Source organism: Ruegeria sp. YTSA144, from assembly GCF_059610125.1.
The window spans coordinates 1,278,478-1,305,321 of the sequence record NZ_JBXWNA010000001.1; the positions used below are offsets into that span (position 1 = coordinate 1,278,478).

27 protein-coding genes are annotated in these 26,844 nt (G+C 59.2%); 8 read left to right on the plus strand and 19 right to left on the minus strand.

Features of this window, described 5'->3' with window-relative positions:
• Position 1 precedes the first annotated feature (1 nt).
• The 12 genes from AC2FF8_RS06435 to rplO form a co-directional block, all read right to left on the minus strand.
• Entirely contained in the window at positions 2 to 673 is a 672-nt protein-coding gene (locus AC2FF8_RS06435; protein WP_170346446.1) for an HAD-IA family hydrolase, read from the minus strand.
• On the minus strand, positions 670 to 1,713 hold the full coding sequence (locus tag AC2FF8_RS06440) for an RluA family pseudouridine synthase (protein WP_257599996.1): 1,044 nt from the start codon (positions 1,711 to 1,713) through the stop codon (positions 670 to 672). Before AC2FF8_RS06440 ends, AC2FF8_RS06435 begins: the two co-directional genes overlap by 4 nt.
• A 120-nt stretch (positions 1,714 to 1,833) precedes the next feature.
• Complete coding sequence (locus AC2FF8_RS06445) at positions 1,834 to 2,640, minus strand: crotonase/enoyl-CoA hydratase family protein (RefSeq protein ID WP_425078893.1); 807 nt, start codon at positions 2,638 to 2,640, stop codon at positions 1,834 to 1,836.
• Positions 2,641 to 2,738: 98 nt separating this feature from the next.
• The gene (locus tag AC2FF8_RS06450; protein ID WP_496879214.1) at positions 2,739 to 4,049 is read right to left on the minus strand and encodes a replication-associated recombination protein A; all 1,311 of its coding nucleotides are present in this window, start codon (positions 4,047 to 4,049) and stop codon (positions 2,739 to 2,741) included.
• 3 nt (positions 4,050 to 4,052) lie between these two features.
• On the minus strand, positions 4,053 to 5,438 hold the full coding sequence (locus AC2FF8_RS06455; RefSeq protein WP_496879215.1) for a trypsin-like peptidase domain-containing protein: 1,386 nt from the start codon (positions 5,436 to 5,438) through the stop codon (positions 4,053 to 4,055).
• 159 nt (positions 5,439 to 5,597) lie between these two features.
• Positions 5,598 to 6,020 (minus strand): 50S ribosomal protein L17, encoded by a 423-nt coding sequence (gene rplQ, locus AC2FF8_RS06460; protein WP_170476977.1) that lies wholly within the window; start codon positions 6,018 to 6,020, stop codon positions 5,598 to 5,600.
• A gap of 118 nt (positions 6,021 to 6,138) precedes the next feature.
• The gene (locus tag AC2FF8_RS06465; RefSeq protein WP_117870179.1) at positions 6,139 to 7,155 is read right to left on the minus strand and encodes a DNA-directed RNA polymerase subunit alpha; all 1,017 of its coding nucleotides are present in this window, start codon (positions 7,153 to 7,155) and stop codon (positions 6,139 to 6,141) included.
• A gap of 114 nt (positions 7,156 to 7,269) precedes the next feature.
• The gene (gene rpsK, locus AC2FF8_RS06470) at positions 7,270 to 7,659 is read right to left on the minus strand and encodes a 30S ribosomal protein S11 (RefSeq protein ID WP_093965380.1); all 390 of its coding nucleotides are present in this window, start codon (positions 7,657 to 7,659) and stop codon (positions 7,270 to 7,272) included.
• Positions 7,660 to 7,674: 15 nt separating this feature from the next.
• Positions 7,675 to 8,043: a 30S ribosomal protein S13 gene (rpsM, locus tag AC2FF8_RS06475; protein ID WP_170346440.1), complete on the minus strand. Its 369-nt coding sequence runs from the start codon at positions 8,041 to 8,043 to the stop codon at positions 7,675 to 7,677.
• A gap of 200 nt (positions 8,044 to 8,243) precedes the next feature.
• Positions 8,244 to 8,888, minus strand: a complete 645-nt coding sequence (locus AC2FF8_RS06480; RefSeq protein WP_425078896.1) for an adenylate kinase — start codon at positions 8,886 to 8,888, stop codon at positions 8,244 to 8,246.
• On the minus strand, positions 8,885 to 10,249 hold the full coding sequence (secY, locus tag AC2FF8_RS06485; RefSeq protein ID WP_210093297.1) for a preprotein translocase subunit SecY: 1,365 nt from the start codon (positions 10,247 to 10,249) through the stop codon (positions 8,885 to 8,887). The genes AC2FF8_RS06480 and secY overlap by 4 nt, the downstream gene beginning before the upstream one ends.
• Before the next feature lie 109 nt (positions 10,250 to 10,358).
• Positions 10,359 to 10,832, minus strand: coding sequence for a 50S ribosomal protein L15 (gene rplO, locus AC2FF8_RS06490; RefSeq protein WP_496879216.1), 474 nt, complete (start codon positions 10,830 to 10,832; stop codon positions 10,359 to 10,361).
• Between the two features lie 309 nt (positions 10,833 to 11,141).
• Between rplO and AC2FF8_RS06495 the strand changes: the two genes are divergently transcribed.
• The 3 genes from AC2FF8_RS06495 (at position 11,142) to AC2FF8_RS06505 (ending at position 13,553) form a co-directional block, all read left to right on the plus strand.
• A complete protein-coding gene (locus tag AC2FF8_RS06495; RefSeq protein WP_496879217.1) occupies positions 11,142 to 12,176 on the plus strand; it encodes a fatty acid desaturase in 1,035 nt (344 codons plus the stop codon).
• A 450-nt stretch (positions 12,177 to 12,626) separates the two neighbouring features.
• On the plus strand, positions 12,627 to 12,833 hold the full coding sequence (locus AC2FF8_RS06500) for a cold-shock protein (RefSeq protein ID WP_170346435.1): 207 nt from the start codon (positions 12,627 to 12,629) through the stop codon (positions 12,831 to 12,833).
• Between the two features lie 165 nt (positions 12,834 to 12,998).
• Complete coding sequence (locus AC2FF8_RS06505) at positions 12,999 to 13,553, plus strand: L,D-transpeptidase (protein ID WP_170346434.1); 555 nt, start codon at positions 12,999 to 13,001, stop codon at positions 13,551 to 13,553.
• 18 nt (positions 13,554 to 13,571) lie between these two features.
• On the opposite strand, the gene AC2FF8_RS06510 is transcribed toward AC2FF8_RS06505, so the two are convergent.
• On the minus strand, positions 13,572 to 14,198 hold the full coding sequence (locus tag AC2FF8_RS06510; RefSeq protein ID WP_170346433.1) for an arylesterase: 627 nt from the start codon (positions 14,196 to 14,198) through the stop codon (positions 13,572 to 13,574).
• Positions 14,199 to 14,264: 66 nt separating this feature from the next.
• On the opposite strand from AC2FF8_RS06510, the gene AC2FF8_RS06515 reads away from it, so the two are divergent.
• Positions 14,265 to 14,960, plus strand: a complete 696-nt coding sequence (locus tag AC2FF8_RS06515; protein ID WP_170346432.1) for an ABC transporter ATP-binding protein — start codon at positions 14,265 to 14,267, stop codon at positions 14,958 to 14,960.
• Positions 14,957 to 17,485, plus strand: coding sequence for an ABC transporter permease (locus tag AC2FF8_RS06520; RefSeq protein WP_496879218.1), 2,529 nt, complete (start codon positions 14,957 to 14,959; stop codon positions 17,483 to 17,485). The genes AC2FF8_RS06515 and AC2FF8_RS06520 overlap by 4 nt, the downstream gene beginning before the upstream one ends.
• A 2-nt stretch (positions 17,486 to 17,487) precedes the next feature.
• Here the strand turns inward: AC2FF8_RS06520 and AC2FF8_RS06525 are convergent, their stop codons facing one another.
• Complete coding sequence (locus tag AC2FF8_RS06525; RefSeq protein WP_170346430.1) at positions 17,488 to 17,934, minus strand: RrF2 family transcriptional regulator; 447 nt, start codon at positions 17,932 to 17,934, stop codon at positions 17,488 to 17,490.
• A 93-nt stretch (positions 17,935 to 18,027) separates the two neighbouring features.
• Here AC2FF8_RS06525 and AC2FF8_RS06530 point away from each other — a divergent pair, with 93 nt between their 5' ends.
• The gene (locus AC2FF8_RS06530) at positions 18,028 to 18,597 is read left to right on the plus strand and encodes a gamma-glutamylcyclotransferase family protein (RefSeq protein ID WP_496879219.1); all 570 of its coding nucleotides are present in this window, start codon (positions 18,028 to 18,030) and stop codon (positions 18,595 to 18,597) included.
• A 53-nt stretch (positions 18,598 to 18,650) separates the two neighbouring features.
• Here AC2FF8_RS06530 and gltX read toward each other — a convergent pair whose 3' ends face one another.
• Together gltX and AC2FF8_RS06540 are read right to left on the minus strand one after the other, a co-directional pair.
• Positions 18,651 to 19,976: a glutamate--tRNA ligase gene (gene gltX / locus AC2FF8_RS06535; protein ID WP_496879220.1), complete on the minus strand. Its 1,326-nt coding sequence runs from the start codon at positions 19,974 to 19,976 to the stop codon at positions 18,651 to 18,653.
• Positions 19,977 to 20,051: 75 nt separating this feature from the next.
• A complete protein-coding gene (locus tag AC2FF8_RS06540) occupies positions 20,052 to 20,486 on the minus strand; it encodes a DUF1801 domain-containing protein (RefSeq protein ID WP_425078902.1) in 435 nt (144 codons plus the stop codon).
• A gap of 116 nt (positions 20,487 to 20,602) precedes the next feature.
• On the opposite strand from AC2FF8_RS06540, the gene AC2FF8_RS06545 reads away from it, so the two are divergent.
• Complete coding sequence (locus AC2FF8_RS06545; RefSeq protein ID WP_496879221.1) at positions 20,603 to 21,535, plus strand: MBL fold metallo-hydrolase; 933 nt, start codon at positions 20,603 to 20,605, stop codon at positions 21,533 to 21,535.
• Between the two features lie 4 nt (positions 21,536 to 21,539).
• Here the strand turns inward: AC2FF8_RS06545 and AC2FF8_RS06550 are convergent, their stop codons facing one another.
• The 3 genes from AC2FF8_RS06550 to AC2FF8_RS06560 all read right to left on the minus strand — a co-directional run bounded on the left by AC2FF8_RS06550 (position 21,540) and on the right by AC2FF8_RS06560 (position 25,205).
• On the minus strand, positions 21,540 to 22,871 hold the full coding sequence (locus AC2FF8_RS06550; protein ID WP_496879222.1) for an NAD(P)/FAD-dependent oxidoreductase: 1,332 nt from the start codon (positions 22,869 to 22,871) through the stop codon (positions 21,540 to 21,542).
• A gap of 137 nt (positions 22,872 to 23,008) precedes the next feature.
• Positions 23,009 to 23,233 (minus strand): hypothetical protein, encoded by a 225-nt coding sequence (locus AC2FF8_RS06555; protein ID WP_496879223.1) that lies wholly within the window; start codon positions 23,231 to 23,233, stop codon positions 23,009 to 23,011.
• A gap of 313 nt (positions 23,234 to 23,546) precedes the next feature.
• A complete protein-coding gene (locus tag AC2FF8_RS06560) occupies positions 23,547 to 25,205 on the minus strand; it encodes an NAD+ synthase (protein ID WP_170346423.1) in 1,659 nt (552 codons plus the stop codon).
• Positions 25,206 to 25,358: 153 nt separating this feature from the next.
• On the opposite strand from AC2FF8_RS06560, the gene AC2FF8_RS06565 reads away from it, so the two are divergent.
• Positions 25,359 to 26,840, plus strand: coding sequence for an MORN repeat-containing protein (locus AC2FF8_RS06565; RefSeq protein WP_496879224.1), 1,482 nt, complete (start codon positions 25,359 to 25,361; stop codon positions 26,838 to 26,840).
• Positions 26,841 to 26,844 lie beyond the last annotated feature (4 nt).

A 26,844-nucleotide genomic window follows, 5' to 3' on the forward strand; every position in this document is an offset into this window, starting at 1 on the left:
TTCAATCCCACATCCCAGCCAGCGCATTGGGCAACTGGTCAAAGGTTTCGATAATGCAAGAAGCTGCGGTCAGAGCCGATCGGTGATGATAGCCCCAGGTTACGCCGATGCCGCGAACACCGGCAGCCGCGGCCATATCCATGTCAAAGCTCGTGTCGCCGATCATCACTGCACAGCCGGGTTCGACCCCGGTTTCCGCCAATGCGGTCTGCACCATGGACGGATGCGGCTTTGAAGGGTGGTGATCCGCGACCTGCCGGGTCACGAAATACGGTTCCAGCCCGTGGGCTTCGATCAGCGCGTCCAACCCGCGCTGCGACTTGCCGGTTGCCACGCCAAGCAGCACTTCGGGCACGGCATGCAATGCTTCAATCACCTCGCGCGCACCGGGGTACAACGGAGAACTGGCAGCCCCCAATTCAAGACGATGGGCGTGATAGGCCTCTTTATAACCGTCGACCAGATCGTTCTGGACCGAGAGAGGCTGTTCCGGCGCCAGCCGGGCGATGGCATGGGGCAGCGACAAGCCGACAATGGACAGGATCGCCTTTCGCGTTGGAACCGGCACGGAAGCGGCCTGAAAGCTGGTGGTCATGGAGTGAACAATGCTGCCCTGACTGTCGACAAGGGTACCGTCGACGTCGAACAGGACCAGCCGCAAGGGTGCGCTCATTGCAGCTTCTCAAACGGGTCGTCAGCCGCCAGATCCTCGCTCCATCCGAACGTGTCCCAGCTGTGTTTCATGTGCTCGGGCAGGGGCGCCGTCACCGTCACCGGTTTCCGCGTCATCGGATGCAGGAAGGACAGCCGCCGTGCGTGCAAATGCAGCTTTTTACTTATGACTCCGCCCAGTTGCGCGCCCCATCCGTCGCCAAGGTTTTCCTGACCCGAACCGCCGTATTTTCCGTCGCCGATGATCGGGTGCCCGATTGCGGCCATATGAGCCCGCAATTGGTGCGTCCGTCCGGTGATCGGCTCCATCGCCACCCATGCAGCGCGGCTGGCAACCCGATAGAGGGTTGCGTAATGCGTATGCGCGCGTTTCGCGCCCGGAGTGCTGTCAATTTCGTTCATATGCACGGGGATCATCTTTTCACCCTCACCGTGCTTGCCATGACCCGGCGCTTTGACAAGGCCGGTTTTGATCTCACCCAGGTACGGTGTCGGAACACCGGCAACCAGCGCCCAGTAGATCTTGCGCGTATCACGATGACGGAAGGCGGCCGTCAGACCCTTGGCGGCCTCCCGCGTGCGGGCCAGCAGCAGAACACCTGACGTGTCCTTGTCCAATCTATGGACCAGCCGAGGGTTCTCGTCATAGCCGAACCGCAATGCTTCGGACAGGCTGTCAACATGCCGGGTCTGCCCGCTGCCGCCTTGCACCGGCAGGCCATGCGGCTTGTTCAGGGCCAGAATGTGATCGTCGCGGTAGATCACGCAGGACTGGATCATCTTGGCATCCGCATCCGAGATACGATGCTTGACCTCGGCCGGTTTGTGATCGGCATCCGGAAGGGGCGGCACGCGAACCACCTGCCCTGCCTCCAACCGGGTCGAGGCCTTGGCGCGGCTTCCGTCAACACGCAATTCCCCCTTGCGGCACATCTTTTCAATGCGGCCCTGGCTGACATGCGGAAACAGGCGGCGCAGCCAACGATCCACGCGCTGGTCCCCATCCCCTTCAGCGACTGTAATCATCTGTACGCCACTCATGCCATTACCCCTTGTTCCGCGCGCGTGATCCGCCCGGATTGCGTGTTTACCCGTGTCCCAGAAATCATGGGCGTCTGTCGCGCGCAACGCGGCAAGAGTCAAGCTATCTGGCTATGGTTCTCAGATGTTCGAGAAGTCGCCGTGCCGCCCTGCTCCATCCCGGAAACGGGCAGCCCCAGCTGTACCTTCACGGCGAATGGCGTCCAACCCGTTGGCCCATTCGACCTTGAGCGCGTCACGTACCGGCATTCCACGCGTTTCTATGATCGATCGGCGGTCTGCCCGAACGGCCTCTTGCGGGAAACGGGCGATAACATGAGCCATGTCTTCAGCCGCACTGCGTGCTGTGCCTTGTGGGACGACCTTTTCCGCCAACCCAATCCTGTAACACTCTTCAGCTTCGACCTTGCGACCGGTCAGAGCGATTTCCAACGCCTTGCCCTGCCCCACCAGACGCGGCAACCTGACCGAGCCACCATCCATCAGGGTAATCCCCCAACGTCGGCAAAAAACACCCATGTAAGCCGTTTCCGCCATCACCCGTATATCGCACCACAAGGCAAGCTCCATTCCTCCGGCCACTGCCGCGCCTTCAACCGCAGCAATGACGGGTTTCGAAAGCTCCAGCCGCGACGGTCCCATCGGCCCAAGCGTTGAGGGGGCTGACCCGATAGGAAAAGCAAGTTTATCAAAGTAAGCCTCACGCCGTTCCGGATCGGCCAGCGATGCGGCAAGTTTCAGATCCCACCCTGCACAGAAATTGCCACCCTGGCCCCAAAACACCGCAGCCTTGGCCGAACTGGCCTCAAAACTCAGAAATGCCTCTGCCAAAGCTTCGGCATGTTCCGTATCAACAGCGTTCCGCGCATCCGGCCTGTCGTGAATGACGGTCCAGACATCTTCGGATTTTTCGATTGAAACCGACATATCAAGTCCTCCCCTGCATGCGTTGACCCAAGGGAAGCGTCCAATTTCAATCCTGTCGCCTGTGACGCCGCGGAACGCCCACGACTGACCCTGCGTAACTAGCCGTTCCGCTGCACCCGCAGCTTGGCAAAGTAATCGAGGCGTTTCTTCAGCTCACGCTCGAACCCGCGCTCGACCGGCTGATACAGAACCGGGCGTTTCATCGCCTCGGGGAAGTAGTCCTGACCGGAAAACCCGTCCTCGGCATCATGGTCATAGGCATAGCCCGCGCCGTAACCCTGATCCTTCATCAAAGAGGTCGGCGCGTTCAGGATATGCTTGGGCGGTGGCTCGCTGCCCGACTGCTTGGCCAATCGCATTGCCGCCTTGTAGCCGACATAGGCGCCGTTGGATTTTGGCGCCAGCGCTAGATAGACCAGCGCCTGAGCAAGCGCCAACTCTCCTTCCGGGGAACCCAGTCGTTCGTAGGTTTCCCACGATTGCAAGCAAATGGCCTGCGCCTGTGGATCGGCCAAGCCTATATCCTCGACCGCCATGCGTGTGATCCTGCGTGCAAGATACCTTGGGTCCTCGCCCCCGGTCAGCATGCGCGCAAACCAATACAAAGCCGCATCCGGGTCAGAGCCGCGCACCGATTTGTGCAGGGCCGAGATCAGGTTGTAATGCTCATCACCGGACTTGTCGTATTTTGCGGCCCGCCGCATCAATCGCGTCGACAGCGCATCAGGGCCCAGCGGCGCATCCACCTTCCACGCCGAAACCTGTTCGATCAGGTTCAGCAAAGCCCGACCGTCGCCATCGGCCATCTCCTGCAACGCATCGCGTGCGGCAGGCGTCAATGGCAACGCACGGTTCAGCTCTTTTTCGGCCCGCTGGGTCAGACGCTCCAGATCGGCAAGGCTGAGCCGTTCCAGCACCAGCACCTGCGACCGGCTGAGCACAGCGGCATTCAGCTCGAATGACGGGTTCTCGGTCGTTGCGCCGACCAACAGAATGGTGCCGTCTTCCATATGGGGCAGAAACCCATCTTGCTGAGCCTTGTTGAAACGGTGGATCTCGTCCACGAACAACAAGGTGCCCTGCCCGTTCTGGCGGCGTATTTTCGCGGCCTCGAAAACTTTCTTCAGATCCGGCACACCGGTAAAGATCGCACTGATCTGAACGAAATGCAGATCGGTTTCCTGCGCCAACAGCCGTGCAATCGTCGTCTTTCCAACTCCGGGTGGACCCCAGAAGATCAGGCTGGACAAACTACCTGCCGCCAGCATGACACCCAGCGGGGCCTCGGGGCCCAGCACTTGTTCCTGCCCGATCACCTCGGCCAGGGTTCGAGGCCGCAACCGGTCAGCCAGAGGCCGGTGAGGAGAAGCGGCGGGTTCAGCCGCCCCGGTATCGAACAGATCACTCAAAGGTCACAACCGGAACCGCAAAGAAACGGACCGCCCCCCGCGCAGCAAACCTATCTGCACGTAACGGCCCGGGTCGGTCAGCGCGGTCTCAACGTCCCGTGGGCGCTGAATTTCTTCGGCATTGATGCTTTCAAGAATATCACCGGTTCGCAAACCCGCCCTTCCACCATACGGGCCGGGATCCACCACGACGACACCGATCTGCGACAGCGACAAACCCATCTTGGTGATCACGACAGGATTGACCCGAGATACCACCAAGCCCGGAAGAACGGTTCTGTCATTCAACGTCGTTTCTTCGGCGGCCGGAACATCGGGGGCTTTGATAAGGGCCACCTCGACATCTTCACTTTGCGCACCGCGCAAACGGGTCAGAACCGAGGTTCCACCAACCCCGGCGACCGACATCCGAAACTTCATCTCGGCGGGCGAGTTTACCTCATCCCCGTCCACATGGGTTACCACGTCTCCCACTCTGAACCCTGCGTCGCGCAAAGGGCTGAGTTCATGCAGGTCAGAGATCACAACGCCCAACGGGATAGCCAGACCGAGGGATTCCGCGATATCCGCGCTCATGTGTTGACCCGACATACCCGCCCACGGGCTGACGAAACTGTCATTTCCCTGCTGCGCCTGCTTGAGGAATTGCGCCACCAGATTGGCAGGGATGGCAAAGCCGATGCCATTTGATCCACCCGATCGGGTCAGAATCGAGGTATTGATCCCGATAAGTTGGCCATTCACGTCGATCAGCGCCCCACCGGAGTTGCCGGGGTTGATTGCAGCATCTGTCTGAATGAAATACCCGCGGCCATTCCCGGTTGCCGTGCCCGTGCGCGCCAGCCCCGAGATGATGCCGGACGACACCGTCTGCCCCACCCCGAATGGGTTTCCGATGGCCAGGGCCAGCTCTCCAACCTCGACCTGATCGGAATCGCGAAGGGTCAGATAGGGCAGGTCTTCGGCCTCTTTCAGCCGCAGGATCGCGATATCGCTTTCCTCGTGACCCAGCACAACCTCAGCCGAAAACTCGCGCCGGTCCGTCGTGACAACCCGGATCTCGGTCGCGGACCCGACCACGTGATAGTTGGAAACAACGTACCCATCGTCAGACAGAATAACCCCGGAACCCAGCGAGTTTTGTACACGCTGACGGGGTTCGCCAAATCCCCGGCCAAAGAAATCCTGAAAGAACGGGTCCGAGAAAAACGGGCTAGCCCGGCCATGCCGGACGATCTTGGCATAGATGTTCACAACCGCCGGCGCAGCCTGTTTTACGACCGGGGCAAATCCCAACGAAATCTCGGCCTGTGACTGCGGAACTTTCGTTTCGGCCATTCCTTGCGTCGCGCAGGTCAAGGCAACAAGGGTCAGCATTACGCGGATCATGGTGGCTCCGTTTTTGTGATTGGCCCAGATATGCTGACACAAAATCTGAATTGCAAGTCAGCGGTCGGGTATGGCCCGCAACATGCGCGGCATGCCATAACGAAAAAACCTCCGTCCGGTTTCCCGAACGGAGGTTCGATCCTGACCTTGGGTCAGATCTTACTCTTCGTCTGCTGCCTCTTCGGCGGCGACGCGGGCTTTGTCGGCCGCGCCTTTGGCGTCCAGATCGCGGTCAACGAATTCGATGATCGCCATCGGAGCCATGTCGCCATAGCGGAAGCCAGCTTTCAGGATGCGGACATAACCGCCCTGACGCTCGGCGTAGCGGGGGCCCAGAACTTCGAACAGCTTGGCGACGTCCTTGTCTTCTTTCAGCTGCGATGCGGCCTGACGGCGGGCGTGCAGGTCGCCGCGCTTGCCCAGAGTGATCAGTTTTTCAACGATCGGGCGCAGTTCTTTTGCCTTGGGCAGAGTTGTTTTGATCTGCTCATGTTCAATGAGCGAGCCGGCCATGTTCGCAAACAGCGCCTTGCGGTGCTCATGAGTACGGTTCAGGCGGCGGTAACCACGTGCGTGACGCATTTTCTAGTTCCTTCTTTCGCGTTTTGCTTTGTCTGGCCGGCGATGCGTGTCACCGGCTCTCCTTGGGGGGGATATGCCCATTTTGTCCCCGGCAGCCCGGGCATTGGGGAAGACGCGCTTAGAACGCGTCTTCGAATTTCTTCGCCAGATCTTCGATGTTGTCCGGCGGCCAGTCCTCGACATCCATGCCCAGGTGCAGACCCATGCCGGACAGCACTTCCTTGATCTCGTTCAGCGACTTGCGGCCGAAGTTCGGGGTGCGCAGCATCTCGGCTTCGGTCTTCTGGATCAGGTCGCCGATGTAAACGATGTTGTCGTTCTTCAGGCAGTTTGCCGAACGGACCGACAGTTCCAGCTCGTCCACCTTCTTCAGCAGCAGCGGGTTGAACTCCAGACCATCGTCCTCGTCCTGACGACTTGCCGATTCCGGCTCGTCGAAGTTGACGAAGATCGACAGCTGATCCTGAAGGATACGAGCGGCAAAGGCCAGCGCGTCTTCCGGCGTGATCGAACCGTCAGTTTCGATCTTCAGGGTCAGTTTGTCATAGTCCAGAACCTGACCTTCACGGGTCGGCTGAACGTCATAGGCGACCTTTTTGACCGGCGAATAGATCGCGTCGATCGGGATCAGGCCGATGGGTGCGTCTTCGGGCTTGTTCTTCTCGGCCGAGACATAGCCCTTGCCAGTGTTGACGGTCAGTTCCATGAACAGGTCTGCGCCATCGTCCAGGTGGCAGATGACGTGATCACGGTTCAGAACCTCGATACCGGCGCTTTCGCTGATGTCGCCAGCGGTGACAACTGCGGGGCCTTTGGCATTGATCGACAGGCGCTTGGGGCCTTCGACCTCCATGCGCAGGGCAACCTGCTTGAGGTTCAGGATGATGTCGGTGACGTCTTCACGAACGCCTGCCACGCTCGAAAACTCGTGCAGGACGTTGTCGATCTGGACGCTGGTGATGGCCGCACCTTGCAGCGAGCTCATCAGAACGCGGCGCAGGGCGTTGCCCAGGGTCAGACCAAAGCCACGCTCCAGCGGTTCGGCAACCAGGGTGGCCTGACGTGCAGGATCATTGCCCGGCTTGGCTTCCAGCTGGGTCGGCTTGATCAATTCGGCCCAATTCTTGTGGATCATGTAATCCCTCCATTCCTGTCCGCACCCCATGACCAACAAGGTGCAGACGCCCGAGGTTCAAAATGACGTGCTGGGGCCGTGCAGAAACACAGCCCCAGCTCAATTCAAAATCGCTTAGACGCGACGACGCTTCGGCGGGCGGCAGCCGTTGTGAGCAATCGGCGTCACGTCGCGGATAGACGTGATGTTGAAGCCCACGGCAGCCAGCGCGCGCAGTGCCGATTCACGGCCCGAACCGGGGCCCTGAACTTCGACTTCCAGCGTCTTGACGCCATGTTCCTGCGCCTTCTTGCCTGCGTCTTCGGCAGCCATCTGAGCGGCGTAGGGTGTCGATTTACGCGACCCTTTGAAACCCATGGTCCCGGCAGAGGACCATGCAATGGCGTTGCCCTGCACGTCCGAAATCAGGATCTTGGTGTTGTTGAAGGTCGAATTCACATGGGCAACGCCCGATGCGATGTTCTTGCGCTCTTTGCGCTTAACGCGAGTCTTGTCACGTGCCATCGGTCAGACCCTCCCTTATTTCTTCTTACCAGCGATGGCCTTTGCGGGGCCTTTGCGGGTACGAGCGTTGGTGTGGGTACGCTGACCGCGAACCGGCAGGTTGCGGCGATGGCGCAGACCGCGATAGCAGCCCAGATCCATCAGGCGCTTGACGTTCATCTGAACTTCACGACGCAGGTCACCTTCTACGGTGAAGTTTGCATCGATGTGTTCGCGGATGGCCAGAACTTCGGCGTCGGACAGTTCGTTGACACGACGCGATGCGTCAATGCCTACGGCTTCGCAAATTGCGTTGGCCGAAGTGTTTCCGATACCGGTGATATATGTGAGGGCGATAGGTACCCGCTTTGCAGTCGGGATGTTTACGCCGGCAATACGTGCCACGTGTCACTTTCCTTTTTGTTGCGGTTCCGTAACTCCGGAACCTTTTTTCACAACACCTGACCGTGGCAGTGACGCCAGAGGGTCCAGTATTATTCGAGGTGGTCGGGGCGCAAGCGACGAATCCCTCACGCGATCTTGATTCCCTTTAGGGATGGGGGTCGATATGGGCTTTTGGCGGTGCCGTCAAGCCCATATTGAACTCAGCCGAGAATGACTTCGATCGACGCCGTGACTTCCTTGATGTCCGCCAGCCCGTTCACCGGGCGCAGATCACCCTTGGCGTAGTAATAGCCAATCAGCGGCGACGTCTTCTTGTAGTATTCCATCAGACGCGTGCGAAGGCTTTCCTCGTTGTCGTCAGCGCGACGCACGAAGTCGTTTTCCTTGCCGCAATTGGTGCACTTTCCATCAGCCGGGATCGGCTTGGTCTTGTCGTTGTAGACCTCACCACATCCGCCGCAGGTTGACCGCGCGGTAATCCGTTCCACCAGCGCATCATCATCCACACGCATCTCGATCACGGTGTGCAGAGACTGACCCAGCTTGGTCAGCAGAGCCGACAGCGCGTCGGCCTGTGCCAGCGTGCGCGGGAAGCCGTCAAAGATGAAACCGGCGCCCTTTTCGGTGGTCAGTTTCTCTTCGATCAGGCCGATCACGATCTCATCGGTGACAAGCTTGCCCGCGTCCATGATCGCTGCAACCTTCTTGCCCATCTCTGTGCCGCTGGTCCGCGCCTCGCGCAGCATGTCACCCGTGCTCAGCTGGATCATACCGCGGGTTTCAACCAGGTGACGCGCCTGCGTTCCCTTGCCTGCCCCCGGGGGGCCCAGAAGAATGATGTTCATCGACGAGCAGCTCCCTTTCTGCCGCGTTTCTTGCCTTTGCCACGCAGTTGGGACTTTTCAATCAGCCCTTCATATTGATGCGCCAGCAGATGGCTCTGAACCTGCTGGATCGTGTCCATGGTCACAGAGACGATAATCAGAACCGAGGTGCCGCCGAAATAGAACGGAATGGCAAACTGGCCCCGCAGAATTTCGGGCAGCAGGCAGACCGCTGCCAGATAGGCCGAACCCAGTACCAGCACGCGGTTGACCACGTATTCCAGATACTCGGCGGTTTTCTTGCCGGGGCGGATGCCGGGCACGAAACCGTTCTGCTTTTTCAGGTTGTCCGCCACATCGTCCGGTTTGAACGACACGTTGAACGTATAGAAATAGGCGAAAAACACGATCATCGAGGCAAAGAACAGCAGGTAAAGCGGCTGTCCGGGGCCGAAATTGGCCAGCAGCCAAGACATGACGGGCCCGTTCGCGGCACCTGACGAGAAGGTCGAGATCGTGACCGGCAGCAGCAGCAGAGAGCTGGCGAAGATCGCCGGAATGACACCTGCGGGGTTGACCTTGACCGGCAGGTGGCTTGAGCCGCCTTCGTAGATTTTCATACCGGCCTGACGGCGCGGATACTGAATGTGGATCTTGCGCAATGCACGTTCCATGAACACCACGAAAGTGATGACCGCGATCACCATGACGATCACGCCAACGATGACGGCAGGGCTGATTGCACCGCTGCGGCCGCTTGCAAAGAACTGCGCCAGAGCAGCCGGAACCTCGGCAATGATGCCGACAAAGATGATCAGAGAGATGCCGTTGCCGATACCGCGCGCGGTGATCTGCTCACCCAGCCACATCAGGAACATGGTGCCGCCAACCAGCGTTATCATGGTCGACATCCGGAAATAGAGCCCCGGATCAGTCGCCAGATCGCCCGATTCCAGCGAAACGGCCAGGCCATAGGCCTGAACGGTGGCCAGAGCCACGGTGCCGAACCGGGTGTATTGGTTGATCTTCTTGCGCCCTTGCTCGCCCTCTTTCTTGAGTTGCTCGAGCGCGGGAACCATCGATGTCAGCAGCTGAACGATGATCGAGGCCGAGATGTAGGGCATGATGCCGAGGGCAAAGATACCCATCCGCCCCAGCGCCCCGCCGGTGAACATCGAAATCATGCCGCCGATGCCCTGCCCCGCCTGCTCCATGAATTCGCGCAAAGCTGCTCCGTCGATCCCCGGCACCGGAATGAATGTGCCCAGACGATAGACGATCAGCAAACCCAGCGTGAACAGGATGCGGTTGCGCAGATCGGTGGCCTTGCCCAGAGCAGCCCAGCTTGTGTTGGCTGCCATTTGTTCTGCTGCTGATACCATAAATCGGTCTCTCTTATGCAAACGCCGCCCGGAACCGTTTTCCGGCTCGGACGGCGTCTTGGAAAACTCTGAGGTCTATGTAAGCGGGTCTTTGCCCGCTCACAAGCGATTACTCTGCCGCAGCAACTTTTGTGACCTTCAGTGAACCGCCCGCTTTCTCGACTGCCTCGACGGCAGATTTCGAAGCACCGGTCACTTCCAGGTTCACCTTGGCGCTGATTTCGCCTTTGGCCAGAACGCGGATACCGTCCAGCTTGCGGCGAACCAGACCGGACGCAACCAGAGCGTCTTCGGTGATCGCAGCCGAAGCGTCCAGCTTGCCCGCTTCGACGAATTTCTGGATCAGACCCAGATTGACAACGGCGAATTCCTTGCGGTTCGGCTTGTTGAAGCCACGCTTGGGAAGACGCTGGTACAATGGCATCTGACCGCCTTCATAGCCATTGATGGCCACACCCGAACGGGATTTCTGGCCTTTGATACCACGGCCACCCATTTTACCTTTGCCGGAACCCGGACCACGGCCAACGCGGGTGCGTTTCGGGCTGGCGCCGGGATTGTCGCGCAATTCGTTCAGTTTCATGTCGCTTCTCCTAAGCCGGATATGACCCCGAAGCGTGATGGGCCAAACACGGCATTTCTTGGTTTTGATTCTCGTGGCGGAAAGCCACCGCAGGCGTATAGGCCCGATAAACGCACTTGACAAGCCTGTAGATTGCCCTGCGCCCTGAAGTTCCTGCATGGGGACCCGAGCCAAGTGTTACGCAAAGGGCACCTCTGCCGGCCCTTGACCGAAAAGTGACCGTAAAATGCAGCGACTTTTACAAAAACCGCTTGCTATGTCGGGGTGGTCGTCTATCCGGTGGCCTGCAAACACTTGACTGGCAGGCGTATGACTGAACCCTCTCCCTCACTCCGGCCAAAGCCGGAGACCACCGCCGCACGTGACTGGGTAACAACGCTTGCCAGATATCGCGAACCGGACCAAATGCGCAGCTCTTTTGAGCTGGGCATAAGCATTATCCCCTTTTTCGCGCTGTGGGCTTTGTCCTGGATGTCACTGTCGGTCAGCTATTGGCTGGCCTTTGCGCTTTCCGTCCTCAATGCGGCCTTTCTGCTGCGCTTGTTTGCCATCCAGCATGATTGCGGGCACGGCGCGTTCTTCAAGAATCGGACCGTCAGTGACTGGATCGGGCGCGGCATCGGTGTTCTGACACTGACCCCATATGATGTCTGGCGCCGCACGCACTCCGCACATCACAACAGTTCAGGCAACCTGGACAAGCGCGGGATGGGCGATATCCATACCCTGACCGTGGCCGAATATCGGGCCAAAACACCACTGAACAGGTTCTGGTATCGCGTGTACCGGAACCCGATCACTTTGTTCGTACTTGGCCCTGGCTATCTGTTTTTGTTTCAAAACCGCCTTCCGCTGGGCCTGACAGACAGCGTCAGGTTCTGGGTCAGCGCGATGGCGACCAATCTTGCCATTCTGATTGCACTGGTGGCCATCTACTATTTTGGCGGGCTGATGCCGATGTTGCTGATCTTTCTGCCGTCGACACTGATTGCCGCAACGGCCGGAGTGTGGCTGTTTTATGTACAACACCAGTTCGAGAACACGCATTGGGACGCCGATGCAGACTGGCAACTGCATGAAGCGGCGCTGCACGGAAGTTCACACTATATCCTGCCCTCGGTGTTGCAGTGGTTCAGTGCCAATATCGGCATCCACCATGTACACCACCTCTACAGCCGCATTCCGTTCTACCGCCTGACCGAAGTGCTGCGCGATCATGAAGAACTGGCGAACAGCAACCGGATGACCATTCGGGAAAGCCTTGCCAATGCGCGGCTTCACCTGTGGGACGAGAAGAACCGTCGTCTGCTGTCCTTCGCCGAGGCCCGCGCACTTTACAAGTAACGGGCATGCCTGCCAGCTTGTTTCCTGATATCGCAGCGTGTCCCTTGCGCCGACGACAGGGGCGTGTGGCGCGGGATTCTCTCCATCCATCGCGACCTGCATTGCTGCGAAAAGGGCGCGTGACCATCTGCCGACATGAACACCACTCTGCACGGTTTCTGTGATGACCAAATGCAGCCGTTCAACCTGTTCGTCGATTCTGGGCAAGGCTGCGGCACCTTGAAAGAATACGCGGCCCCCGGGCATGTAGGCACGGCGGAAATCGCTCATACCCATGCACAAACCCAACAAAATCTCTTGTCACACCCCCACCCCGATGCCATATGAAAAGAGCTTACGTTTATCTATTCGACCTACTGTCTCCTTCATCGGCAGTCAGTCTATCGATACAGACCGACGACGCCAGGCTGCCGCAACTCCGTGGGCAGCACTCAAACAGGAGACACGGATATGCCTACAGGCACCGTAAAATGGTTTAACACCACCAAAGGCTTCGGCTTCATCGCACCGGAAGAGGGCGGCAAAGATGTATTCGTGCACATCTCGGCTGTCGAGCGTTCGGGCCTGACCGGTCTGGCCGACAACCAGAAAGTCACGTACGAGCTGCGTGCCGGCCGTGACGGCCGCGAAAGCGCCGACAGCATCCAGCTGGCCTGAGCTTGAGATCGGGTGAGGGGATCCCCCCTCGCCCCTTTCCCGCCGCGACCTTCCGGTGGCAGGCAGGACACATCACGACCACGTGATGTCTGCCCTAGAATTGACCAAATATCATATCATGATGAAATTGGTTTCAGTTTTATTGGTCATTCGACGAGGGTTTCGATGTTTACACGCCGTATTTTTCTGGCCGGAACGGCGGCCAGCATGTTGCCGGGCATCGCCAGCGCCAAAAAGGCGGTCGAGTATGATCCGACACCGCAATTCGTGCGCATCAAAAAACAGTTTGTACCAGGTCAGCTGCTGGTCGCGCCCCGGTCGTTCTATCTCTATTTTGTCACTGAACCTCGCAAGGCGATCCGCTATGGCTGCGGTGTCGGCAAGGCGGGGCTGGAGTTTACCGGCACAGCCACCATTGATGTGAAAAAGGAATGGCCGACCTGGCGTCCGACCGATGAGATGATCGAACGTGATCCCGTCGCTTACGCAAAATTCAAGGACAATGACTATGTCCAACCCGGTGGCGGAGACAACCCGCTGGGCGCGCGGGCGCTGTATCTGTTCCAGAACGGTGTCGATACCTATTTCCGTATCCACGGCACGACACAGCCGCAAACCATCGGTCGCGCAGTGTCCAACGGTTGCATACGAATGCTGAACGAGCATGTGATCGATTTGTACAATCGGGTCCCGATCGGAACTGTCGTTACAGTCGTCTGAGTGCGCATGGATGGGCGCCTATTCCGCTCGATCTGCCTGATCAACCAGCTTCAGAACGGACGGCCCCAGTGATTCAACGATCTTTGCCACCCCGTCCGCGTTTGGATGTATTCCGTCAGGCTGCATGAACTGCGATACCGCACCGGGGTCGCCCTCGGCCGCAAGCCCTTCAAAGAAACTGGCGGCGAAGAGGACATCGAACTCCTGTGCCAGGTCAGGGTACATCCCGTCAAAAGCTTGCTTGTAATCGGCCCCATAGTTGCCCGGCGCCTGCATGCCGATCAGCAGAACCGGTACATTCGCGCCCCGCGCCACGTCCAGGATCTTGCGCAGATTGGCCTTTGAGACGGCCGGATCGATCCCCCGCAACAGATCGTTCCCACCCAAGGCCACGATCATCCCGTCCACATCCGGGGTCAGGGTCCAATCCACGCGCGCGGCCCCGCCCGCCGTGGTATCGCCCGAGACCCCGGCGTTGATTACCCTGACATCCGCCCCCTGCGCGTGCAGCCAACGGTCAAGCTGCGGAACAAACCCGTTCTCCTCCACCAGCCCATAGCCCTGAGTCAGCGAGTCTCCCAAAGCCGCAATCACCACTTGTTCGGCTGTGGCCGCAAAACCGCACCACGTGAAAAGGCCTGCCATCAAAGCCTTGCGCAACGTGGTGATCGCTCCATATCCCAAAAGACCGCTCCTTTTTCGGGTAGACCCATGACAACTGCTGTTCTCGCCCTCCAAAATGCCGCTTTGTCACTGGATGGCAATGCCGGGCGGGTCGATATTCTGCATGACATTACGTTGACCGTGAACAAGGGCGAGACGCTGGGGCTTATCGGGCCTTCGGGTTCGGGCAAGTCTTCGCTGCTGATGTTGATGGGCGGGTTGGAACAGGCCACGCGTGGTCAAATCGTGGCGCTGGGTCAGGACCTGACCGACATGGATGAGGACGCACTGGCCCGGTTTCGGCGCGACAGTATGGGGGTGGTGTTTCAGAACTTCCACCTGATCCCGACAATGACGGCGCTTGAAAACGTAGCAACCCCACTGGAACTGGCGGGGCACAAGGATGCGTTCGACCGGGCCGAGCAAGAGCTGGACGCCGTGGGCCTATCGCACCGTCGCGACCACTACCCGGCGCAACTGTCGGGCGGAGAACAACAGCGTGTTGCCCTGGCACGAGCATCTGCGCCGCGCCCCAAAATCCTGTTGGCTGATGAACCGACCGGGAACCTGGACGAAACCAACGGGGCCGCAATTGTTGATCTGCTGTTTGGTCTGCGTCGGAAATACGACGCAACCCTGGTTTTGGTGACACACAGCCATTCATTGGCCGAAAGATGTGATCGGGTCGTTCGGTTGCGTGACGGCAGGATCGCCGAAGAGACCCGGCAGGAGGCCGCTGAATGAGCCTGCGGATGGCCGGGCGGCTCGCCCGCCGCGAGCTACGCGGAGGCCTGAGTGGTTTTCGGATCTTTCTGGCCTGTTTGGCGTTGGGGGTCGCGGCCATCGCGGCCGTCGGTTCGGTCCGTACAGCCATCCAGACGGGACTGGCTCAGGAAGGAGCCTCGCTGCTGGGGGGCGATGCCGAGCTTGAGTTCACCTATCGATTTGCCGACCCGGCCGAACGCGCGTGGATGCAACAGACGTCTGCGGGCGTTTCCGAGATTGTCGATTTCCGCTCGATGGCCGTCGTGCCCGGCGCGACAGGTCCGGAACGAGCGCTGACTCAGGTCAAGTCGGTCGACGCCGCGTACCCACTTGTCGGCTCGGTACTGCTGGAACCCGAGATCCCGCTGGAAGACGCCCTGAACGGCAGTTCCGGCTTGCCCGGGGCGGTGATGGAACCTGTGCTGATGGACCGGCTTGGGTTGTCCGTCGGTGATCGGTTTTCACTTGGGACGCAAGAGTTCATCCTGACGGCTGCCTTGCTGGACGAGCCCGACAGTGCGGCGGATGGGTTTGGCCTTGGGCCGCGCACTCTGGTTCGAACCAAGGCGTTGCAGGCGTCCGGTCTGCTGGAACCCGGAACGCTGTTTTCGACCAAGTACAGGATGATCCTGCCCCGGAACGCAGATCTTTCGGATGTATCCGCAAAAGCTGATGCAGCATTCGAAGGCACCGGGATGCGTTGGACGGACGCGCGCAACGGTGCCCCCGGGATATCCGAGTTCGTCAATCGCCTGAGTGCCTTTCTTGTCCTTGTCGGGCTGTCGGGGCTTGCCGTCGGCGGCATCGGCGTGTCTGCCGCCGTGCGTGCTTATCTGACGCAGAAGACGGAAACCGTTGCGACGCTGCGCACCTTGGGGGCCGATCGCGCCACCATTTTTCAAACCTACATGATTCAAATTGGCGTTCTGTCCGTCTTCGGGATTGTGATTGGCCTGACGCTGGGTGGGTTGGCGCCGCTTGTTCTGGCCCCGCTGCTGGAAAGCCAATTGCCGGTTCCCGCAGTGTTTTCCCTATATCCACAGCCGTTGATCGAGGCAGCAATATACGGTCTGCTCACAGCGTTCCTGTTCACACTCTGGCCTCTGGCCCGCACCGAGGATGTGCGCGCCGCGACGTTGTTTCGCGACGCGTTAAGCTCGGCCCGCCCCTTTCCACGTCTGATTTACGTCGTGGCAACGGGTGTCGGACTGTTGTTGCTGATCGCCCTGGCGTCATGGTTCAGCGGCTCGACGCGGCTTACTGTCTGGACCGGTGGCGGGCTTGTCGGTGCACTGGCGCTGTTGGCCCTCGCCGCTTATGCCATTCGCAAACTGGCCCGGGCTGGGGCTTCGTTGGCCCGCGGGCGGCCCACCGTCAGATGGGCGTTGTCGGCCATCTCGGACCCACGCGAGGGCGCAGGGTCTGTGGTTCTGTCACTGGGGCTGGGCCTGTCGGTGCTGGCAGCGGTCGGGCAGATCGACGGCACCCTGCGCAACGCCATTTCGGGCAACCTGCCGGATGTGGCGCCGTCGTACTTCTTTGTAGACATCCAGAAAGATCAAATGCCCGGCTTCACCGAACGCCTGCAAAGCGACCCCGCGGTCAGCCGCATTGAAAGCGCGCCGATGTTGCGCGGGATCATCACGCAGATCAACGGCCGGCCCGCTCGGGACGTGGCCGGAGATCACTGGGTTCTGGAAGGGGATCGCGGCGTGACCTATTCGGTTCAACCTCCGCCGAACACACGCCTGACCGCAGGGGAATGGTGGGCCGAAGATTACGCAGGTGCGCCTCAGGTCAGTTTCGCCGCGGAAGAAGCCGAAGAGATGGGCCTGAACCTGGGCGACCAACTGACCGTCAATATCCTGGGGCGTGACATCACGGCAGAACTGACGTCCCTGCGCGAGGTGGATTTCTCTACCGCGGGAATGGGCTTTGTCATGTCGATGAACCCCTCTGCGCTGGCGGGTGCGCCGCACAGCTTTATCGCGACGGTCTATGCCGACGAACAGGCCGAGGCAGCCATCCTGCGGGATCTTGCCGGCCAGTTCCCCAATATCACGGCCATCCGGGTGCGCGACGCCATTGATCGCGTCTCGGGCCTGCTGGCAGGCATCGCCGCAGCAACCTCGTATGGCGCGGGAGTATCCCTGCTGACCGGATTTCTGGTGCTGATCGGTGCAGCGGCGGCGGGCGAACCTGCCCGCAGGTACGAAGCAGCAATCCTCAGGACACTGGGTGCAGACCGCGGCCATATCCTGCGCAGCTTTGGCCTGCGATCTGTTCTGCTTGGGGCCGCCGCGGGTTACGTCGCGCTGTTCGTTGGTATCCTGGGCGGCTGGGCCGTTGCCACCTACATCTTCGACACAGAGTTCACGGTCATCTGGTCATCGGCCTTCGGCATCGTTCTGGCCGGGATAGGCGTCACGTTATGTGCCGGGCTGGTTTTTGCCCTGCGTCCACTTTCGGTGCGTCCGGCGCGCATATTGCGCGCAAGCGATTGAAATCAGCGCACGCAGGCCACAGGCTGCAAGAGCCTCAGCAGCGGATCATTGTCACATACCAGCGCATCCAGGGTAACATCGTCCAGAGACGCATAAAACACCTCTGCCGCGTCCTGAAGCGCAAGCCTCAGCCGGCAGGCATCCGTGAGCGGGCACGTGTTGTCAGCGTCGGCGAAACACTCGGCAATAGGCAAAGCCCCTTCAACATGCCGGAACACCGCACCGATGCGGATCTGATCCGCGGGGCGCGCCAGCGACATGCCACCGTTACGACCGCGCTGCGTGCTCAGATAGTTCAGCTGGCTCAACTGATTGATCACCTGCGCCAGATGGTTTTCGGAAATGTTGCACACTTCGGCGATTTCGGATTTCGTCACCAGCCTGTCCGGGTGAGCTGCGCAATACATCAACAGGCGCACAGCGATATTCGTCCGTTTGGTAATCCGCATGAGGGCCTCCCTAAAATCAAGATGCAACCTTATTGCATGTCCGGGAAAAAAGCGGTTTGACATACATCAATCGACCCAAAGGACACTTCTCGGATGGCCGACCCCTATTTCTTTGGCTATGGCAGCCTTGTGAACCTCGCGACGCATGATTTCCCCGATCCGCGCCCCGCGCGACTGAAAGGTTGGCGGCGGGCCTGGCGGCATACCGATCTGCGACCCGTGGCGTTTCTGACTGCCGTGCCCGATCCGGAGTCAGAGATCGAAGGCATGATTGCGCATGTTCCAAAAAATGACTGGGCCGCGCTGGATGAACGGGAATGGGCGTATGACCGAATTCCTGCAACGCAGTCGGTTTCACATCCCCTGACGCACGATGTCGAAATAGCTGTCTACGCCGTCCCTCAGGATCGGCACAACGAGCCCAGCAATCACCATCCATTGCTGCTCAGCTATATCGACGTTGTCGTGCAAGGTTACTTGCGGGCATTCGGCGAGGACGGCGCGGATCGATTCTTTGAGACGACAACCGGATGGGATGCCCCGATCCTGAATGATCGCGCCGAACCGCGTTATCCACGCCACCAGCAACTCAAACCTGTCGAACGTGATTTTGTCGATGACCGCCTGACCAGTTTGTCGGTTCGATTTGTGCAACCAGCGTAAACAAAAAAGGGCCACGCCGAAGACGTGGCCCAGAACTCTGATGTGCCACCACGTTAGCCGCGCGCGCGGATCACCTGTAGCAACGGCATCAGCGCTGCCATTTCCGGGCCGCGCTCCTTGCCGGTCAGCGCTTTGCGCAGCGGCATGAACAGACCTTTGCCCTTGCGACCGGTTGCCTCTTTCACGGCTTTGGTCCAGGTGCTCCAGGTCTCGCCGTCGAACGGACCTTCGGGCAGCAAAGCCATCGCCTGGGCAATGAATTCCTGATCTTCATCGGCGATCAGGGGATCTGCCCCGTCACGGCACAGTTCCCACCAGCCCTTGAGATCGGCCAGGGTGGTGATGTTTTCACGGGCCATGGCCCAGAAAGGTTCTGCCAATTCATCGGGAACACCGGCATCCGCAACGGCACCGGCCACATCGGACAGCGGCAGCGATTGCAAATACCTGGCGGTCAGCGGGAACAGGTCCTGTACATCGAACTTGGTCGGCGCGGCACCAAACCGGTTCACATCGAATCCGTCGATCAGCGCGGCCATTTCCGAGCGCAGCTCAACCGGATCAGACGAGCCCAGACGCGCCATCAGGCTCAGCAACGCCATCGGTTGCACACCCTGTTCGCGAAGATCGCGCAAAGCCAGCGTGCCCAGCCGTTTCGACAATGCCTCACCCTGCGGACCAGTCAGCAGAGAATGGTGGGCAAAACGCGGACAACGCCCGCCCAGCGCCTCGATGATCTGGATCTGCGTCGCCGTGTTGGTCACATGGTCCGAACCCCGTACGACATCAGTTACGCCCATTTCAGTATCATCCACAACCGACGCAATCGTATAGAGAACCTGACCATCGCCACGGATCAGAACCGGATCGGAAACCGAAGCCGCATCAATCGAGATGTCGCCAAGAATGCCGTCATTCCATTCGATACGTTCATGATCCAGCTTGAAGCGCCAGACGCCGTTGCCACGTTCGGCGCGCAAGGCTTCTTTTTCGGCCTCCGACAGGTTCAGCGCAGCGCGGTCATAGACCGGCGGCTTGCCCATGTTCAGTTGCTTCTTGCGTTTCAGATCCAGTTCGGTCGGCGTTTCGAATGCCTCGTACAAACGACCCATCGCGCGCAGCTTGTCGGCCGCTTCGGCATAGCGATCCAGACGGTCCGACTGACGCTCGACCCGGTCCCAATGCAAACCCAGCCATTCCAGGTCCTGCTTGATGGCATCGACATATTCTTCTTTCGACCGTTCGGGGTCGGTATCATCGATGCGCAGGATGAACGTACCGCCTGCCTTGCGGGCAATCAGATAGTTCATCAGGGCGGTGCGCAGGTTGCCCACATGGATGTAACCGGTGGGCGACGGGGCGAAACGGGTGGTTGTCATGGGTGTCTCCTGTTGGCGCGGCTCTTGTCACATGGGGGCGTTTTTGTCCAGCCGCCGCTTGATCCATCAGGTGATTCAGAATGGTTTCACCGGCCACACCCTGTCGAGGTCGTCCAATCCGGCGCGAATGAGTTCGCCCAAAACGCCCGTATCGATATCCGCCAGTTTGTTGACGTAAAGACAGGACTTGCCCAGTTTGTGCTTTCCCAATCTGGCCATGAGATCCGCAAAATCTGCGTAACCCGGCATGATGTAAATCACCAAAGCTGATTTGCGCGGCGAAAAACCGGTTGCCAGAAAGTCCCCTTCCCGACCCGATTTATAGCGATAGTGGTAGCGGCCATACCCGACGATCGACGGCCCCCACATCAGCGGTTCAAACCCGGTGGTGGCGCGGAACAGCTTGTCAAGCTGGTGCGCGTCTTCGGCACGGCGCGCAGGTTGAACCGTTGTCAGGAAATGCTCGACGCTTTGATCCGTCGGAACTGTCTTGTTGTCTGATCGCGCCATGAACAAAAATTAACACGTAATATTCATCCATGCACCCCATCTGAATGGCGTATAAACTGGCAAGAGACTCTCGACGCCCTAACTGCAACAATGAAGTCGTGACAGGGAGAACGAAGATGACAATGAAACTCACGCGCCGCGCCGCTTTGGGAACTGCCGCCGCCTTGCCGTTTGCAACCGCAGCCGCACCGGTTCTGGCCGCAAGCCCGGAAACCAAAGCAAACTCGACCATCGCCAAGTCATTTCATGTTGGCGACTTCACGGTCACGACCCTGCTGGATGGCAGCTTTCCACGCGACGGAGCCAAAGAGATTTTTGGGGGCGGAGCGTCGGACGAAGAATTCGCCAAGGTTTCGGCTGAGAACTTCATTCCCGCAGACGTCGCACAGTTTTTCTTTACCCCCTCGCTGGTCAACACAGGCTCAGAGCTGGTTCTGTTTGATACCGGTCTGGGGCAAGGTGGCATACAGGCCGCGCTGGCAGATGCGGGTGTAACCCCGGATCAGATCGATGTGGTCGTGATAACGCATATGCACCCTGACCATATCGGTGGCATGACGACCGAAGGCGCGCCCACCTTCGCCAATGCGCGCTACGTGACGGCTTCTCCGGAATATGATTTCTGGGCTGCGCAGGACGCAGGCAATCGCGTGGGCGATCTGGTCGCCGAAAAAGTCACACCACTGGCCGAGAAAATGACCTTTGTCGAAGACGGGGGCGAGGTCGCCTCGGGCATTACCGCGGTTGCCGCTTATGGCCATACACCAGGCCACACGGTCTATCATCTGGAAAGCAACGGGCAACGTCTGGTGCTGACGGCGGATCTGGCCAACCATTATGTCTGGTCTTTCGCTCATCCCGAATGGGAAGTCCGGTTTGACATGGACAAGGCCGCAGCAACTGCCGCGCGCCGCAATGTCCTTGGCATGCTGGCTGCCGACAAAGTGCCCATGGTCGGCTATCACATGCCTTTCCCCGGTGCAGGCTATGTTGAGGCACGCGGAGAAGGCTTCCGCTTTGTCCCGGTCAGCTACCAGATGATGGGTTAGGCTGTCAGTACCCCGGATCCGGTCGCACTTTTGAACCGTCGCTGAACCGCGACAGGCGAAAGGCAGCCGGGTCCACGCAAGGCACTGTTTCTGAAACCAGATCAGCCATCAGCCGCCCCGCCCCGGGGCCGATCCCAAAACCATGGCCTGAAAACCCGGTGGCGATGTACATTCCCGGCAGGTCATCCACACCCGAGATGACTGGAATGGCATCCGGCGTCACATCGATCATACCTGCCCAGCTTTGTACGATCTCGCTTTTTTGTACAGCGGGATATCCCTTGCATGCACTGGCCCAGGCGCGTCGCAACGTTTTTTGCGACGGCTCAGGGTCCAGGATCCGGCACTTTTCGAATGGTGTCACATCGGTTGGCAGCCATCTCCGGTCCTGTTTTGCTTCGATCGTCCAGCGTTTGGACAGGCGAAAGCGCAGAGATTTCCATTCCTGCACAAATGCCGGCAGGAACTGCATCGCCAATCGAAAACTGTCCGGCACGATGTCAACGGTATTCTCATGACCGGACGCAATTGTGTAACCGCCATCGGCCCGCTTTCGGATCGCAAAATCATCCGACCACAACGCCGCCTCAGGCCCCTCTGCGATGGGAGATGTGCGCAGGACCGTATTCAGAACTTTCAGCTGCGGCAGTTCGATCCCCGCATTGCCTGCAAACAGGCGCGACCACGCGCCCCCGGCCAGAACGACGCGCCCGCTGGCAACTCTGCCGCGTTCGGTGAAGACACCGGCGATACGTCCAGCCTGAACGTCCACGCTGCGCACGGCGCAATTCGTCATGATCACCGCGCCCCGAGCCCGCGCAGCTTCGGCAATGGCGGGGGCTGTCCATTGAGGTTCGGCACGACCATCCTGCGGCATGTACAGCGCTGTTTCAAAGCCCGTTTGGTTGCCGCGCAAAAGGTCTGCCAGCTCACCGCCCGAAACCATCCGCGCGCCGGTCTGCAAACCCTCCACGTGGTACAGCCAACGCTCCATGTTCCCCGCATCCCGCTTGCCCGATGCACCAAAAAGAATACCGGATCGGGTGAAACCTGTCTTGCGGTCCAGCCGGTCATCGAGCGTTTGCCAGATGCGCAACGATTCCTGCATCAGGGGAATTTCCCTTGGGTCCCGCATCCCAAGACGGACCCACCCCCAATTGCGAGAACTCTGTTCGGCGGCAATCTGCCCTTTTTCGCACAAAAGAACCGAGGCACCCCGCTCGGCCAGTTCCAACGCGCTTGAAACGCCGATGATTCCGCCGCCGATGACCACGACATCAACGGTTTTGGGCAGGGCAAGATCAGGTTCTACAGGAGTCGGTTTGGGCGCGGTCATCGATAGGCCTTACTCTGTCGCTTGGACCGTTATGGAGACCAAGAGACAAAGCATAGGCAATACAAACCGTCACCGCGACCACGCGAATTTTGGCATCTGTGACCCAGACGCCTGAGGTTATGAATGCGGGCCGAAGGTTACGCTGCGCCGGACAGTTCCGCCCATTTCTGGCGCAAGATCGCGGACAACCGTTTTTCTTTCAGTGCCGCTTGTGCAGACACATCTTCCTGTGGCAGCAATTGCGGAAACTCTGGCCGCAACATCGCCACTCTCTGATCTTCCGACTGCCGCTGCTCATTCAACAGATCGGCAATTGCTGCATCCAGCTTTTCTTCGTCCAATTCTTGCGGCGGAGATTCCATCGTACGCCACTTCAAAGGCGCATGAAGCGATCTTTCATAATCCTCGTACATTTTAACACCAAACCATTCACTCAGACATTCAACCCCGGATACGCCGCGTTCACCAAAATCAGCTTTGCAACTTCAACAAACAATACGTCGCATCCGCCCCACATTGGGCAACTTCCAAGCAAAAATGTGTCAGAAAAATGTCATCCAAACAAGTCTGGGGTGGCCTTTTTTGCCCCATTTAACAGGCAACACCCCCCGATCTGGGAACAAAGCGCGTAAAGGAAACGTCACTGTTTCCGATCTTGCAGAACTGGCTTCGATTTCAGCGACGTTCGCGCCAGCGATTCACGATCGGGTACCGCCGGTCCAGCCAGAATGCCCGCTTGCTCAAGCGCGTGCCCGGAGCGGACTGGAACCGCTTGTACTCGCTGATATAGATCAGATGTTCGACCCTTCTCGCATCTGCCTCGTCAAATCCGGCGGCGACGCAATCCGCGATGGATCCGTCCTGATCGACCAGAATATCAAGTATCCCATCCAGTACCGGATAGTCCGGCAGGCTGTCGCTGTCCTTCTGATCCTCGCGCAGTTCGGCGCTGGGGGGTTTGTCGATGACGGACGGGCGAATGACCTCTCCGTCAGGCCCCATCATCCAGTCTCGATGATTGGCGTTGCGCCAGCGGCAGGTTTCGAACACGCGGGTCTTGTACAGATCCTTGATCGGGTTGTAGCCGCCATTCATGTCGCCATAGATCGTGGCATAACCCACAGCGACCTCGGACTTGTTGCCGGTGGTCAACAGCATTTCACCAAACTTGTTCGAGATCGCCATCAGCAAAAGCCCGCGCAGGCGGGACTGGATGTTTTCCTCGGTCAACCCTTCGTCCAACCCCGCAAACAGCGGAGCGAGTGTGTTGGTGACGGCAGCCCGGCTTTCAGAAATCGGCACATGGTCATAGTGCACACCCAGCGCCTTGGCGACGGCCTCGGCATCGTCCAATGACGCTTGGCTGGTATATTCCGACGGCAACATCACACAGCGAACGTTGTCGGCCCCGATAGCGTCCACCGTGATAGTTGCCACCAACGCGGAATCGATCCCTCCGGACAATCCCAGCACTGCTTTTTTGAAACCGGTCTTGCCCATATAGTCCCGCAGGGACTGCACCATCGCGCGATAGTCCTGCTCCCACACATCCGGCTGGGGCACGATCTCAGCCGGCACAATGCGCCAGCCATCATCGCCGCGCTCAAGATCCACCTGCGCAATCACTTCGTCGAATACCGGCATCCGGAAGGCCAGTTCTCCGCCCGGGTTGAGACCGAAGCTGGCGCCGTCAAAGACCTGATCATCCTGCCCGCCAACCATGTTCAAATAGATCAGCGGCAGGCCCGTTTCGACCACGCGCGCGACCATATGGTTCAGACGTACATCGTATTTGTTCCGGAAATAGGGCGATCCATTGGGAATCAGTAGAAACTCGGCCCCGGATTCCTCAAGCGTTTCGGCGACGTCCGGGTGCCAGCCATCCTCGCAGATGGGGCTGCCGATCCGGAAGTTGCCAACCGAATACGGACCGCCCAGAGGACCCGCATCATACAGGCGCACTTCGTCGAAAACAGTCTCATTCGGCAGGTGGTGCTTCAGAACCTTGCTGGTGATCCGCCCCCCCTTCAGGATCAGATAGGCGTTGTACAGCTTTCCGTCATCGACCCACGGACCACCCAGGGCAATCGCGGGCCCTTCGGCGCATTTCTCGGCCAGAGACTCGACCGCATCCATGGCCGCGCGATGAAACACCGGCTTCAGCACCAGATCCTGCGTGTTGTAGCCGGTGATGAACATCTCGGGGAACGCCACCAGATCGGCCCCCGCCGCCTTGCCCTGTTCCCATGCGGCAACGACCTTGGCCGCATTGCCGTCGATATCCCCTACGGTCGGGTTCAGTTGCGCCAGAGTGATGCGGAAACGGTCGGCCATGCTGCCCTCTTGCCTCGTCAGTCCTACTGCCATTTAGCAGATCACCGCGCGAGTAAAAGGCCAATGCGGCAAAACCCGTTGCCCTGCCCTCGACGGTACCCTAGTTTTGCGCACAGGGATGCAACCAACGATGATCCGGCAGGCAGGACCAAAATGAACGTGATCCGAAACTCAATTGGGGCTGTGGCCATGAGCCTGGCAGCTGCGACCGCTTTTGCGCAGGACGGTACGGTTATCGTCAAGGATGACGAAGTGGGCGGCGTCTACGAGGGCACTTATGAGAATGGCCTGCGCCACGGGACGGGTACGTATCGGCTGCCCAACGGGTTCGAATACACCGGCCAGTGGGTGGAAGGCGAAATTCAGGGTCAGGGCGTCACCAAGTACCCGGATGGATCGGTTTACGAAGGCGCGTTCGCCAAAGGTCAGCCGGAAGGGCGCGGCAAGATCGTCTATGCCAATGGCAGCAGCTATGACGGTGAGTGGTCCAACGGATCCATCAACGGCACGGGCGTCGCTGAATTTGCCAATGGCTCGCGCTATGAGGGTGAATTCAGGAACGCACAGCGGCACGGCAAGGGCAAACTGACCTTTCCCGACGGATATGTCTACGATGGCGATTGGGTGGACGGCCAGCGGCAAGGCAAGGCCACGATCACCTATGCCGATGGCAGCGTCTACGAAGGCGATGTCAATGCCGGCTTGCGCGATGGCACAGGCACCCAGACGATGCCTGACGGAATGATATACGAGGGCGAATGGACACAGGACCAGATCACCGGGACGGGTCGTCTGACCTATGCCAATGGCGATGTGTATGAAGGCGCGCTTGTGGAAGGGCGCCGCCAGGGCAAGGGCAAAGTAACTCACGCGTCAGGGGACGTCTACGAGGGTGACTTTGTCGATGATCGCCGCCATGGCAAGGGCACGTTCACCGGAACCGATGGCTTTGTGTACACCGGCGACTGGAACCAGGGTCAGATAGAAGGACTGGGAGAGCTGACCTATCCCGACGGTTCGGTCTATGTGGGCGATTTCGTGGCCGATCTGGCGGAAGGAAACGGCCGCATCACCTATCCCGACGGCTCCACCTACGAGGGTGAGTGGATCGCGGGCGTCATCGAAGGCCAGGGTACGGCGACCTATGCCACCGGCATGATCTACAAGGGTCAGTTCAAAAACGCGCAAAGCCACGGCAAGGGTGTGATGACCCGCGCGGACGGTTCGATCTATGACGGGGATTGGGTCAACGGGGTCCGTCAGGGAAAAGGCAAGGCGACCTACTCTGACGGCACCGTTTACACCGGAGATTTCATGAACGGAAAACGTCACGGCAAAGGAGAAATCGTGACCCCTGCCGGGTTCAAGTATGTCGGCGACTGGTCCGAGGGCAAAATCAACGGCGAAGGCATAGCGACCTACTCGAACGGCGACGTCTATGAGGGCAACTTTGTCGACAACAAGAGGCAGGGCAGCGGGACCATGCGTTACGCCAACGGGCAAGAAGAAACCGGTATCTGGGAAAACGGTGTGCTGCCGAATCAAACCCCGGATCAACAGGGCGGCGCAGACACTCCGGCACAGCAGACAGACCCGGATTCAGACGCGGTACAACCAGATCCGTCTGGCGAATGATCGC